Source organism: Rhizobium sp. S96, from assembly GCF_030382195.1.
In the GTDB taxonomy this organism is placed as follows: Bacteria; Pseudomonadota; Alphaproteobacteria; order Rhizobiales; family Rhizobiaceae; genus Rhizobium.
On sequence record NZ_JAUDRY010000012.1, the window covers coordinates 1 to 12,841 of the forward strand.

14 protein-coding genes are annotated in these 12,841 nt (G+C 61.1%); 6 read left to right on the forward strand and 8 right to left on the reverse strand.

Annotated elements, in window-relative coordinates; translation table 11 throughout:
• Window positions 1–346: 346 nt before the first annotated feature.
• Both QTL94_RS14795 and QTL94_RS14800 read right to left on the reverse strand, forming a co-directional pair.
• Complete coding sequence (locus QTL94_RS14795; protein WP_065690857.1) at window positions 347–1,489, reverse strand: alpha-hydroxy acid oxidase; 1,143 nt, start codon at window positions 1,487–1,489, stop codon at window positions 347–349.
• A gap of 92 nt (window positions 1,490–1,581) precedes the next feature.
• Window positions 1,582–2,550 (reverse strand): quinone oxidoreductase family protein, encoded by a 969-nt coding sequence (locus QTL94_RS14800; protein ID WP_289802390.1) that lies wholly within the window; start codon window positions 2,548–2,550, stop codon window positions 1,582–1,584.
• Between the two features lie 97 nt (window positions 2,551–2,647).
• On the opposite strand from QTL94_RS14800, the gene QTL94_RS14805 reads away from it, so the two are divergent.
• On the forward strand, window positions 2,648–3,484 hold the full coding sequence (locus QTL94_RS14805; protein WP_289802391.1) for a LysR family transcriptional regulator: 837 nt from the start codon (window positions 2,648–2,650) through the stop codon (window positions 3,482–3,484).
• Window positions 3,485–3,622: 138 nt separating this feature from the next.
• On the forward strand, window positions 3,623–4,219 hold the full coding sequence (locus QTL94_RS14810) for a dihydrofolate reductase family protein (RefSeq protein ID WP_289802392.1): 597 nt from the start codon (window positions 3,623–3,625) through the stop codon (window positions 4,217–4,219).
• Window positions 4,220–4,301: 82 nt separating this feature from the next.
• Here QTL94_RS14810 and QTL94_RS14815 read toward each other — a convergent pair whose 3' ends face one another.
• The gene (locus QTL94_RS14815) at window positions 4,302–4,610 is read right to left on the reverse strand and encodes a hypothetical protein (RefSeq protein ID WP_289802393.1); all 309 of its coding nucleotides are present in this window, start codon (window positions 4,608–4,610) and stop codon (window positions 4,302–4,304) included.
• Between the two features lie 444 nt (window positions 4,611–5,054).
• On the opposite strand from QTL94_RS14815, the gene QTL94_RS14820 reads away from it, so the two are divergent.
• The 3 genes from QTL94_RS14820 to QTL94_RS14830 are packed head-to-tail and all read left to right on the forward strand — an operon-like array spanning window position 5,055 to window position 7,006.
• A complete protein-coding gene (locus QTL94_RS14820; protein ID WP_289802394.1) occupies window positions 5,055–5,915 on the forward strand; it encodes a cytochrome b/b6 domain-containing protein in 861 nt (286 codons plus the stop codon).
• Window positions 5,912–6,688, forward strand: coding sequence for a molybdopterin-dependent oxidoreductase (locus QTL94_RS14825; protein WP_065690863.1), 777 nt, complete (start codon window positions 5,912–5,914; stop codon window positions 6,686–6,688). The genes QTL94_RS14820 and QTL94_RS14825 overlap by 4 nt, the downstream gene beginning before the upstream one ends.
• A 45-nt stretch (window positions 6,689–6,733) precedes the next feature.
• The gene (locus tag QTL94_RS14830) at window positions 6,734–7,006 is read left to right on the forward strand and encodes a hypothetical protein (RefSeq protein WP_065690864.1); all 273 of its coding nucleotides are present in this window, start codon (window positions 6,734–6,736) and stop codon (window positions 7,004–7,006) included.
• 88 nt (window positions 7,007–7,094) lie between these two features.
• Here QTL94_RS14830 and guaD read toward each other — a convergent pair whose 3' ends face one another.
• From guaD to puuD, 3 genes are all read right to left on the reverse strand, one after another.
• The gene (gene guaD, locus QTL94_RS14835; protein ID WP_289802395.1) at window positions 7,095–8,402 is read right to left on the reverse strand and encodes a guanine deaminase; all 1,308 of its coding nucleotides are present in this window, start codon (window positions 8,400–8,402) and stop codon (window positions 7,095–7,097) included.
• Window positions 8,403–8,502: 100 nt separating this feature from the next.
• A complete protein-coding gene (locus QTL94_RS14840) occupies window positions 8,503–8,919 on the reverse strand; it encodes a COG3650 family protein (protein WP_065690866.1) in 417 nt (138 codons plus the stop codon).
• Complete coding sequence (puuD, locus tag QTL94_RS14845; protein ID WP_289802396.1) at window positions 8,916–10,160, reverse strand: urate hydroxylase PuuD; 1,245 nt, start codon at window positions 10,158–10,160, stop codon at window positions 8,916–8,918. The genes QTL94_RS14840 and puuD overlap by 4 nt, the downstream gene beginning before the upstream one ends.
• A gap of 303 nt (window positions 10,161–10,463) precedes the next feature.
• Between puuD and QTL94_RS14850 the strand changes: the two genes are divergently transcribed.
• Window positions 10,464–10,796 carry a hypothetical protein gene (locus QTL94_RS14850; protein WP_065690868.1) on the forward strand — a complete coding sequence of 111 codons (333 nt, stop codon included), beginning with the start codon at window positions 10,464–10,466 and terminating at the stop codon, window positions 10,794–10,796.
• A gap of 7 nt (window positions 10,797–10,803) precedes the next feature.
• Here the strand turns inward: QTL94_RS14850 and QTL94_RS14855 are convergent, their stop codons facing one another.
• Together QTL94_RS14855 and xdhC are read right to left on the reverse strand one after the other, a co-directional pair.
• Window positions 10,804–11,700 carry a LysR substrate-binding domain-containing protein gene (locus QTL94_RS14855; RefSeq protein ID WP_289802397.1) on the reverse strand — a complete coding sequence of 299 codons (897 nt, stop codon included), beginning with the start codon at window positions 11,698–11,700 and terminating at the stop codon, window positions 10,804–10,806.
• Between the two features lie 286 nt (window positions 11,701–11,986).
• The gene (gene xdhC, locus QTL94_RS14865; protein WP_289802399.1) at window positions 11,987–12,841 is read right to left on the reverse strand and encodes a xanthine dehydrogenase accessory protein XdhC; all 855 of its coding nucleotides are present in this window, start codon (window positions 12,839–12,841) and stop codon (window positions 11,987–11,989) included.

The window sequence follows — 12,841 nt, forward strand, 5'->3', positions numbered from 1 at the left end:
CTCTGCAACCCCGGCCAGCGCCGGGCAGGCCAAGCGCTGATCTACAGAGCAAGGGGGTCAAAATTGGACGCCGATATGGGGTCAGTTTTGGGTGCCGATTGACACCTATCGTCAAGCGGCGCTTAAGGGCGAGGCATGAGGCCGCGGCTCGCACCTTCCAGGCGCTTACCCGGGCGTGGCTCTGCGGTTTTAAGGGCGGCAAACTGGCGTGAAGACCGGAAGTCAGCCGCTCACTGCTATGCGGCTGAAACTACGGGCATTTTGAACCGTGACTTTTCAAAGCGTGCAAGAATGTCGCGAAAGTCGGGATTCGTGCCTTTTGTGAAAGGGCTGCTCATAGGCTAGCTTACTGGCGGCCCAGGATGATCGAGGAGTCGACATCATTGATGTCGCGCTTGCCGCAGAGTGCCATGGTGACGTCCATCTCTTTGCGCAGGATGCTGAGCGCCAACGATACGCCTTCCTTGCCCATGGCGCCGAGACCGTACAGGAAGGGGCGGCCGATATAGGTGCCCTTGGCGCCAAGGGCGATTGCCTTTAGCACGTCCTGGCCGGAACGGATGCCGCTGTCGAGGTGGATTTCGATCTTGTGTCCGACAGCATCGACGATCTGCGGCAGCATGCTGATCGAAGAGGGGGCGCCGTCGAGCTGGCGGCCGCCATGGTTGGACACGATGATGGCATCGGCACCGGTTTCAGCCGCGGATTTCGCGTCCTCGACGTCGCAGATGCCCTTGATGATCAGCGGGCCGCCCCACTTTTCCTTGATCCAGGCAACGTCATCCCAGGAGAGCTGGGGATCGAACTGCTCGGCCGTCCACGAGGAGAGCGAGGAGAGGTCGGAGACGTTCTTGGCGTGGCCGACAATGTTGCCGAAGCTTCGACGCTTGGTCTGCAGCATGTCGAGGCACCAGAAGGGCCGCGTCGCCATCTGCCAGATGTGCTTCGGCGTGAACTTCGGCGGTGCGGAGAGGCCGTTGCGCAGGTCCTTGTGGCGCTGGCCGAGGATCTGCAGGTCAGCGGTCAGAACCAGCGCCGAGCATTTGGCGGCCTTGGCGCGGTTGATCAGGTTCATGACGAAGTCCTTGTCCCGCATCACGTAGAGCTGGAACCAGAAAGGCTTTGTCGTCACCGACGCGACGTCCTCGATCGAGCAGATGCTCATCGTGGAAAGGGTGAAGGGAACGCCAGCTTCCTCGGCAGCGCGGGCTGCCAGCATCTCGCCGTCCGCGTGCTGCATGCCGGTCATGCCGGTCGGCGCGAGGGCCACCGGCATCGAGACCTTCTGGCCGATCATTGTCGTCTCAAGCGTACGGTTGGTCATGTCGACCAGAACGCGCTGGCGCAGCTTGATCTTGGCAAAATCGCTCTCGTTCGCCTGATAGGTCGACTCCGTCCAGGCACCGGAATCCGCATAGTCGAAAAACATCTTCGGAACGCGGCGCTGGGCGAGTGATTTCAGATCGGCAATGGTGAGAGGCGTGGCCATGGATAAGACTTTCAAACCTGAACAATGCAACGGGCCATATCACATAAAAATTGCATTCGAAACGGTATCTTTTGCCACGCGCCGGTACGTGCTCAGGGGATGAGAAGCAGGCTGCCGCTGCTGCGTCCGGCCTCCAGCTCAGTGTGCGCGGCGGCTGCGTCCGCGAGCGCGAATTCGCGGACGGGAAGCGACAGAATGCCGAGCCCGATGGCGTTGATAACGGCAACGGCGGCCTGGGCATAAAAGTCCGCATCGGTGCTCGCGGCCATGATGCTCGGGTGCGACAGCGAGCGGTTCGGACGAAGCGCCTCGATCGACACCGGCGGTATCGGCCCTGCTGCCTGGCCGAAGCTCGCAGCCATGCCAAAGGGACGGATGCATTGGATGGTCTTTGCCAGCATCGCCCCGCCGATGCCGTCATAGCCAACGTCGACGCCGCGCCCGCCGGTCAGTGCCATGACTTCGCCAACGAGATCGGCGTCACGGCCGATGACCAGATGATCGGCGCCGTTGGCGCGCGCCAGCGCTGCCTTCTCCTCATTGCTGACCGCGCCGATCACGGTGGCGCCGAGGTGCTTTGCCCAGCGCACGAGAAGTGTGCCGAGTCCGCCGGCGGCCGCATGGACCAAGATGGTCGATGCCGAGGTGACGGCATAGGTGCGGGTGAGCAGCATGTAGGCCGTCATCCCCTTGAGTAGGGTAGCGGCGGCCTGCGTCGAGGCGACGTGGTTGGGCAGGCGGATTGCCCGGTGCGCCGGCAGGAGGCGCGTGGAGGCGTAGGCACCGACGGGAGCGCCCATGTAGGCGACGCGGTCGCCGGGCGAGAGCGCCGTGACCTCCGAGCCGACCGCCTCGACCACGCCGGCGCCTTCCGCGCCGATGATGGCGGGATAGGACGCCAGCGGATAGAGGCCCTTACGGTGATAGATATCAAGGAAGTTCACGCCGATGGCGTGGTGGCGGACGCGGATCTCGTTTCCTTCAGGCGCTTGTGGCTGCTGCCGCACGACAGTGAGCTGCTCGATGCCGCCGGGAGCAGTGAGGGTGATTGCGATGTCCATGCTCGGTCTCCTGGAGTTGGCTTGGAGTCCAAGATGGAGGCTGGCTGTGTGATTGAAAATTCCCTATGATTTCACATTCAATGAGAAAATATGATCAATGCTGGATTGGGAAGATCTGCGGCATCTGCTGGCGCTTTCGCGTATGGGGACCTTGTCGGGCGCAGCCCGGGCGCTTGGCGTAGAGCATGCGACGGTATCGCGCCGCGTGGCGCATCTCGAACAGGAGATTGGTGCGAAACTGATCGACCGGCGGGGACGACGGATCCAGCTGACCGCCGAGGGAGAACGGGTCGCTGCTATTGCCGAGCGCATGAGCGCAGATGCGATGACGATCGAGCGCGGCGGCATCGGAGCCGATCAGCGCCACGTCGGCGAAGTCCGCATCAGCGCGCCGCCGGCTTATGCCGGCGTGGTTCTTGCGGCGCCGCTCGTGAGGCTGCGGCAGCGCCATCCGGGCATCCGTGTCACAGTCATCGGGGAGACGCGCTATGCATCGCTTGGGCGGCGGGAGGCGGATATCGCCGTGCGGCTCAGCCGACCGGAGAGCGGCGATCTCACGGTCAGGAAGATCGGCGAACTCGGCTTTCATGCCTATGCGGCACCTTGTTACGCCGAGACGACCGACGAGCGCGACTGGACGTTCGTCGGTTACGATGAGGCGATGGCATCGTCGCCACAGGAGGAGCGGTTGGCGGAGATTGCCGGCGGACGGCCGATCGCAATCCGGGCTTCGACGCTCGAGTTTCAGCTGACGGCAGTGAAGGCTGGAGGCGGCGTGGCCCTGCTGCCGGATTTCATCGCCGCGGGCCACGGGCTGACTCAGCTGCCGGTTGAGGGCGCGGCAATCACCCGTGATCTCTGGCTTGCCGTGCACACCGATATCAAGGATGTGCCGTTGGTGCGGGCCGTGACGGATGCATTGTGCGAGCGGTGAGGGATGTCGGTGAGCCGCGCTGCGCGGGTCGCCGCGTTCTAGCGCCGGTCCGGCTAGTTTCTTGTGTTTGGTGCATGAGCGGTGTCGGAACCGAATGATCCGACCCGTCCTTGATGCAAGCAATACGAGGAGGAAGTGATGAGAGAGTTGATACTGGCCATGTCGATGTCGCTGGACGGCTTTGTCAGCGGTCCCGCGGGCGAGACCGAGTGGATATTCTCGGGTGATCAGGAGGCCATTGCCTGGAAACTGGAGAACGCCTGGAACGCCAGCCTGCACATCATGGGCGGTCGGACATTCCAGGGGATGGCCGGCTTCTGGCCGACGTCCACGAACGCCTTCGCTCCGCCGATGAACCAGATACCCAAGGCGGTCTTCTCGAAGCAGGGAAACGCGATGTTGCCAAAGAAGGCGGGCGGCTCGGCTTCGACAGAGCTTCAGCCGGGAGCGGAAAGCTGGGCTGATGCCTATGTGGCAAGCGGCAACCTCGCCGACGAGATCTCCAGGTTGAAGGCTGGAGAAGGCAAGCCGATCATCGCCCATGGCGGTGCGACCTTCGCGCGGAGCCTCATCGCCGAGGATCTGGTCGATCAATATATGCTGACGGTCTACCCGCTGGCCCTGGGCCAAGGCCTGCCGATCTTCTCTGACCTCGCCCAGCCGCGGCGCCTGGAGCTGATCAGCTCGCGCGTTTTCCCGAAGGGCTCCATCGCCCAGATCTATCGACGGGTGTGACAGGGGTGCCTGCGGTCGGGGCGCTAAAGTGTCGCTTCAGCAGCTATTCCTGCCCGATGCGCCGATGGCGCTGCCTGAGCTATTATCTTCGGATACGGCGGAAGTCCACGACACGGCCATTTCGGCGATCGAGGGAGATTTCGAAACGCTGGGCGCCACGCCATGCGCGGTAGACGAAAAAGCGGCCGCGGCAATCGATGCGGCGCACGTCGCGGAAGCCACGGTCGCGGATCCGCCATTCCCCTTCGCGGCAGGTGATCGGCCGGCCGTGGTTGAGGTTGGTTCCGATATTGATGTTGATGGTGACGGCATGCGCCGGTGTCGGAACGGCAAGCGGTGTTACAAGCAGGCAGAAGACAAGTCCGAGTGTCGTGGCTGTGCTTTTGGGCAATGTATGCTCCTCCGGGACCGATGGAAGCGCTGAAAAGTTCTCCAACGCTGTTGCTTGAGGTTTCTTGGAGGATTGTCGGGCTTCGAGCGATCACATGCCGCTCGATCTAGCGTGGCAATCTCCTTGCATGCACGAAATCAAAGCGACGGCCAATCTCGCGGTGAGGCATTGAAGCTGGCCCAAACCGCTGCCATGGTCGCGACGTTAAGTGGTACACGCCTGCAGAATACCCATCAAGTCAACAGCCCGAGATCGCGTTTTAGGATGCCGCTCAATGGCTTGTTGTAGCCGTTCTCTCTGGCGGTTTCGCTATGCCGACATCCACTGTCAAAAGCCAGACGACTTCGAGCGGCCGCCACAACAATCTCATCCTTGGTGTAACAAATATCGCTTGCCCCCCGTACTTGCCATGAGACGCCCGCAACCAGGCGTCGAGGGACGACCATGGCGACGATCGAAGACTACGACGAAAGACCGCCGGGAGCGCCAAGGACGACATTCATTCAACGCCATTCGGCGCTGACTCGTCTCACGCACTGGATCAACGTGCTCTGTCTTAGCCTGCTTTTGATGAGCGGACTCCAGATATTCAATGCGCATCCGGCCCTCTATTGGGGGCAATATGGCGCCGACGCCGATCCCTCATGGCTTTCGATCGAGGCGGTCGAAGAAGGAGATGGTTTCCGCGGCATTTTGCGAGTTGGCAGTCTCACTGTAACGACGACCGGTATTCTGGGCATTTCGGGGGCCGGTGACGATGCAGCGCAACGAGGTTTCCCGTCGTGGTTGACGATACCGAGCTATCAGGACTTGGCAACAGGTCGCCGGTGGCATTTTTTCTTTGCCTGGCTCTTCGTCATCAACGGGCTGGTTTACACCTTATATGGCGTCGCAACGGGGCACTTCCGCCGTGATCTGGCGCCTAGCGCGGAGGAGATGTCGCCGCGTCATCTCAAGCAAGAGATTGCCGACCATGCGCGGTTGCGCTTTCCAAAGGGTGAGAAAGCGCGTCACTACAATGTCCTGCAGAAGCTGGCTTACCTCGCCGTGATCTTCGTTCTGCTGCCGCTAATGCTGGCGACCGGTTTGACCATGTCCCCCGGCATCGACGCGGGATATCCGTTTCTGCTCGATGTCTTCGGCGGGCGGCAGTCAGCGCGCTCCATTCACTTCATCTGTGCGTGGTCGATCGTTCTCTTCGTCATCCTGCACGTCTCAATGGTCATTCTCTCCGGCCTTTGGAACAACCTGCGTTCGATGATCACCGGTCGCTATGCCATTGAAATTGCAGGAGACGATAAATGACCTTTTCGATCACACGCCGTCGTCTGTTGATCGGATCGGCCGTAGGGCTCGGGGCTATCGGACTGACTGGCTGCGATGACGTTTCCCAAGATGCCAACGTTCAAAATGTTCTCGCAATGGCAGAGCAACTGACGCTGAAAAGCCAGCGGCTATTGGTTCCCAAGAACAAGCTGGCTCGTGAATTCTCGGAGGCGGATATTTCGCCGACCTTCAAGCCAAACGGGACCAGTCAGCCCGATAGCGAAGAGTATGCTCGCCTTGTGGAAAATGGGTTCGCCGATTGGCGGCTAAAGATCGACGGTTTGGTAGAGCGTCCCGTCGCCCTTTCTCTTTCCGACCTGAAGCTGCTTCCATCGCGCACACAGATCACCCGTCATGACTGTGTTGAGGGCTGGAGCGCCATCGGCAAATGGACCGGCACACCTTTGGGGCCGTTGCTGCAGAGCGCGGGCCTGAAGACTGGTGCGCGCTATGCTGTGTTCTATTGTGCTGATCAGCTTGAACAGACGATGGACGGCAGCGGCACTTATTACGAGAGCATTGATCTCATAGATGCGTTCCACCCGCAGACGCTTCTTGCCTATCAGCTCAACGGCAAGGATCTCGAGGTCGCCCACGGCGCGCCGCTGCGCCTGCGGGTCGAGCGGCACCTCGGCTACAAGCACGCGAAATACCTGATGAGGATCGAGATCAAGGACAGCTTCGCCGGCCTGTGGGGCGGCAAAGGCGGGTTCTGGGAAGATCGTGGTTACGAATGGTACGCGGGAATCTGAGCGGCTTTACCAACGGGCAATGGTGCCCACAATGAGGAGAAGACGATGTTGAAATTCACCCTGGCTGCCATTGTTCTGGCATCGGTATCGGTCACGCCGGTGCTTGCCGCAGAGACTATGATGAAGGCGAAATGCGACAATGCGTCGATGATGAAAATGCAGACGAAAATCGACGGAATGACCGATCCGATGATGAAGGAAAAGAAGGAGATGGCATCCAAGGAAATGATGATGGCTCACGATTCGATGAAGGCCAAGAAGATGGACGACTGCAAGATGCACATGGACAACGCAATGAAAAGCATGGGCACGATGTAATCCTTCCGCATCGATACAGGCTGCCACTGCGGCGGCCTGTATCGATGTTGGAATCCGAGTAATCGCGGACCGTCCGGTCCCGGCTGCCCTAGATTGTGCTCTTGAAAGCGACGCCGGCCACGTAGGTCTCGACGATTGCCCGGTCGTCACCCATGGTCTGAAGCAGGAAAAGTTCTTCGGGCAGTGTCTTTACCACCTCCATCTTCAGGGCCATTGCAGGCGTTGCGGCGGCGTTCAGGACGACGACGTCGGCGTCGGTGCCGTTATCCAGCGTGCCGATCTTGTCGGCCAATGACAGTGACAGGGCGTTGCCCAATGTCATGAGGTGGTAGCTTTCCAGCGGGTTCAGGCGTTCGCCGAGCAGTTGCTGGATCTTGTAGGCCTCATCCATCGTGCGCAGCATGGAATAGCTCGAGCCGCCGCCGATATCCGTGGCGACGCCGATACGCACAGGCTTGTCGCGCCGCGCCAGCGCCTTCAGTGGGAAGAGGCCGGAGCCGAGGAAGAGATTGGAGGTCGGGCAGTGAACGGCGACCGAGCCGGCTTCGCTCATCGCATCCGCTTCGCGGTCCGAGAGATGGATGCAGTGGCCGAAAAGCGTCTTGTCGCCCAGCAGGCCGTAGCGGGCGTAGATATCGGTGTAGTCGACCGCCTCGGGGTAGAGTTCGCAGGTGAACTTGATCTCGTCGTGGTTCTCCGAGAGATGCGTCTGGATATGCAGGTCCGGAAATTCGCGCGCCAGCGCCTGGCTCGCTTCCATTTGCGCCGGCGTGGAGGTGATCGCAAAGCGCGGGGTGATGGCGACGTGGTTGCGTCCCTTGCCGTGCCAGTCGGCGATGATCTGGCGGGTCTCGTCATAGCCCATCTGCGGTGTATCAAGCAGGCCCTGCGGCGCGTTGCGGTCCATCATCACCTTGCCGCCGACCATGCGCATGTTGCGCTTCATAGCCTCGGAGAAGAAGGCGTCGGCCGAGGTCTTATGGACGGAGCAATAGGCAACCGCCGTCGTCGTGCCGTGGCGGATCAGTTCGTCGTAGAAATGGGTCGCGATGCGCTCAGCATGTGCGCTCTCGACGAAACGGCATTCCTCCGGGAAGGTGTAGGTGTTCAGCCATTCCAGGAGGTTGGCGGCATAGGAGGCGATCACTTGCATCTGCGGGAAGTGCAGATGCATGTCGATGAAGCCGGGCATGATCAGATGCGGGCGGTGGTCGATCTCGGCAACATCTCCGGCCGCCTTGGCCTTGACCTCGGCGTATGGCCCGGACGCGACGATCTGGCCGTTCTGCATCAGCAGCCCACCGTCGGCTTCATAGCGGTAGCTCTCGGTGTCGGTCAGGCTCTGCGGGGCACGCAGGAAGGAGAGCAGGCGGCCACGGAGAAGGGTTTGTGTCATGGGCGTTCGCCTTTATCGATCATGGTTTTCGTTTGTGTCGTGCGGCGCGGCTCTCTGGTATCTCGCGAGACTGGCCGTTGAAGCTGCTTCTCGACTTGCGTCAGGGCGCAGGCTGGGCAGCGATCGCTGCCGGAGACGCGGCGCAGCCGTATAGTGTCTTGTCCTGAAATGCCAGCGTTGCCTTGAAAGTGTAGTGGCGGTCGGACATGCCGTCGGAGCAGGCTTCCTTGGTGAGTGTCAGCGTGAACGGCGCAGCGCCGCCTGGGACTGTCCATGTTGCAGCGCCTTGGGCAACCGCCGGGCCGGGATTTGCGCTTTTGACATCGTCTTCGCCCGGCCGGCTGAAGGTCACGCCGTCAGCCCGAATTGTCACGGCCCAGAACGGCTCCGTCCCGAGGGCGTTGAGATCCCCCGAAAAGTCGCTCGCCGTTGTCGCCTCCGCCAAGGCCGTCGTCGCGATCTGGCCGCAAAGGGCCAGCGCAGAAAGCAGAAGCAGGGCGCGGGGGATGGTCATCATTCCTTCTTGCCTTCGACAGCGCTTTCGAACCAGGCGACCAGCAGCTTGCGCTCGTCCGGCGTGATGTCGGTCACATTGCCGGGCGGCATTGCATGGCTGCGGCCCGCCTGAATATATATCTCGCGCGCATGGGCGGCAATTTCGGCATCGTTTTCAAGGACGACGTTCTTTGGCGGCCGCGCCAAGCCCTCATAGACGGGCTCGGCGGCATGACACATCGAACAGCGCGTCGAGACGAGCTGCTTCACGGCGGGAAAATGCGGGTCGCCGGCAAACTGCTGGAAAGCGGGCGCGACGGTTTCGGCGGCCGCGTCCTTTTCGCCGGTCAGAACCTTGGGTACGGTCGACAACCACATGATCAGGATGAACAGGATGACGGTGGCGATCCACGTCCATGTCGGACGACCCTTCCGGGCATGCGTGGTGTTGAACCAATGGCGAATGGTCACGCCCATCAGGAAAACCAGCGCCGCGATCACCCAATTGTAAGCTGTGCCGAAAGCCAGCGGGTAGTGGTTCGACAGCATGAAGAAGATGACGGGCAGCGTCAGGTAGTTGTTGTGCAGCGAGCGCTGCTTGGCGATCGCGCCATACTTCGCATCCGGCGTGCGGCCGGCGATGAGATCGGCGACGACGATCTTCTGGTTCGGGATGATGATCATGAAGACGTTGGCCGACATGATCGTGGCCGTGAAGGCGCCGAGATGTAGGAAGGCGGCGCGGCCGGTGAAGAGCTGCGTATAGCCCCAGGCCATGAACACCAGCACGGCATAGAGCACCACCATCAGGCCCCAGGTGTTCTTGCCGATCGGCGACTTGCAGAGCAGGTCATAGATGATCCAGCCGACGGCGAGCGAGGCGAGCGAGATCGCGATCGCGACGGGAGCGCTGACGTCGAGCACGTGGCGATCGATCAGGAACAGATCGGCGCCGCCGTAATAGACGATACAGAGCATCAGGAAGCCGGAAAGCCAGGTGAAATAGCTCTCGTATTTGAACCAGGTCAGGTGCTCGGGCATCTGCGCGGGCGCCACCAGGTATTTCTGGATATGGTAGAAACCGCCGCCGTGGACCTGCCATTCCTCGCCATAGGCGCCCGGCGGAAGATGCGGGCGCTTCACCAGGCCGAGATCGAGCGCAATGAAATAGAACGACGAGCCGATCCAGGCGACTGCGGTGATGACGTGAAACCAGCGAGCAGCAAAGGCCAGCCATTCCCACGCTATGGCGTATTCATACATTTAGTTCCCCTGTTCTTCCTCCGATTCAGCACCATGCAAAAAGTTCGGCTCGGAGGAAAGGGGAAACACGTCAATCAGCGCTCTTCCCCAGGCTGACTAAGTGCGTGCGTCCATTTTTGTTTTCCCGAATGTAGCCGCCTGCGGGATATGGACGGGCGGCCAGCCCGCGGCGGCATCGCTCCCCGGTGGGAATTTGGCGGTCCTTGAAATGTTAAGATTCGATTACACTTCTGTTTGAGGCCACCGCGATGAGGTCGGAACCGCATCATCACGGCGACGCATTCATCGACGGAGAAGATGCCGATGCGCAGTATTCTTGTGTTTGTGATGATTGCCTTTGCATCAGGGGTTTACGCCCATGACGCGCCGACGGGCTGGAGCTACGAGCCCTTCTGTTGCAACGGCAACAACGAGACCGGCGACTGTCAGATGATCCCTCCGAAGAGCGTCGCAATTACCCCGCGGGGCTATCGGGTGACATTGCTGCCCGGCGATCACCGTCTTGTTACTCACGCGCACGTCTTTTTTCTGCCGATGACCAAGGCGATGAAGTCAGGCGATGGCGACTACCATCTCTGCCTGTTTCCGAACGAGGATACGCCGCGCTGCTTCTACGCGCCCGAGATGGGATATTGACGTCTGATTACTGTCCGTCCGCCTTCATTTCCGCCAAAATCCAGTTGCGGAAGGCTCGGATCTTGGCAACGTTGCGACGGTTTTCGGGGTAAGCCAGCCAATAGCCGCGGTCGTCGGAACATTGCAGTTCGAAGGGGCGGTAGAGTTTTCCGCTGGCAAGTTCGTCCGGATAGAAGGCCGGCGTCAGGATGGCGACGCCCTGGCCGGCTACGGCCGCCGCCGCTTCGAAGGCCTGAGCGCCGTAGAAACTCTTGATGCGTTTCTCAAGGCCCGCGCTGCGCACGCCAGCCTCTTCCAGCCATTGCAGCCACCATGGATCGGAAGGGTCGAAGATCTTCAACTTCAACAGGTCAGCCGGTTCATGGATGCCGCCGATGCTTTCGGCCAGCGCCGGGCTCAGCATCGGAGTGAAAAAGACCTCCATCAGCTTCTCCACCCGCAGGCCAGGCCACACGCCGTTGCCCGAGCGGATGGCGACATCGACAGCTTCGCGGCTGAAATCGACAAGCGCGTCCGAGGTGCTGAGCCGCACGGCGATATGTGGATGGGCGAGCTGGAAGTTGCCCAGCCGGCGCGCCAGCCATTGCGAGGCGAAGGTGGTCAGGCAGGTAATCGTCAGCGTCACCTCCGTCTCGCCGCGGGCTTCGGCAATGGCCTGCTGCAGCGTCTCGAAGGCTTCGGCTACCTGCGGCGCCAGCCGTTCACCGGTTTCCGTGAGCGAGATCTGGCGGGGTCGGCGGAGGAAGAGCGGCTCGCCGATATTCTCCTCGAGAAGCTTCACCTGGTAGCTGACCGCCGTCTGGGTCATGCCCAGCTCCTCGCCGGCCTTGGTGAAACTGCCAAGCCGCGCCACAGCCTCGAAGACACGCAGGGCATTCAGCGGGAATTGCTTCGACAGCTTCATGGATAAGTTCTCTTTATGTATGCAGATGGTTGTTCGATTGGAATTGCATCACTTTTTTCCGCAAACTGCAACCTAACAGATCAGATTGTTGAGGTGATGTCATGAACTGCAATAGCAGCGCTATCGAGCACAGCAGAGAATTGGATGGTCACGGCGTCCTGCGTTGGGTCGTCGGCTTGGCGCGCAGAATGCTTGTCCACCGCCGGCGGGCCGATCGACTTTATATGGAAGGGATGCCTGACCGTGTGAAGCGCGACCTCGGATTTCTCGACGGCCGCGAGCCGCGCTACGAGGCGGAACTCAGGCGATGATGGGTGGCAAGCGCCGTCAGGATCTCGGCGGCGGTCATGGCGGCGATGACTTCAGGTCGCTTGTCTCTGACCGTCGAGCCGCCTATCGGCAGCGTCAGCCTGTCCATCCAGCTTCTCTCGCCGCTGCCTTCGCGCAGCAGCCAGCTGGAGAAAGTGGCACGCTTCGTGGCGGAGCCGATCATGCCGGTATAGGCGAGATCGGTGCGGGCGAGCGCTTCCCGCGCAATCAGAAAGTCGAGCGCATGGTCGTGAGTGAGAATGACCACGGCGGCGCCGGCCGGAATTTCCTCAACCAGCGCTTCGGGCATCGGGACGAGGCGTGTCCGGGCTTCCGCTGGTAGGTTAGCGAGCTCTTCCTTGCGAGTTTCGACCAGCGTTACCAGCAGCGGCAACGGCGCAAGAGCAGCCGCAAGCGCCCGTCCGACGTGGCCGGCGCCGAAGAGGTAGACCTCGGATTGCTGCTCCGTTTCGCCGCTTCGTTTTTTCTCCAGCTCGGAAACGACACCGCCCGTCACCTTGCGGAAGCGCAACTGCGTTCGCCCACCGCAGCATTGCCCGATCTCTGGGCCGAGGGGGATGTCCATCGTTTCCAGGCCGCCGGAGCCGGCGAGCAGTTCCCGCGCGTTGCGGATCGCCATGTATTCGAATTGTCCGCCGCCGATCGTGCCCCAGATGGCATCGTCGGAGACGAGCATGAAGGTCCCGGTTTCTCGTGGCGTCGAGCCCTGCGTGCCGATGATCTCGATCAGGATCGCGTGCGGGCGCGTCGCGAGGAAACCGCGGAAGTCACTCCTCGGAATAAACCCTGAGAGGACCTCGCGCCGGGTCAT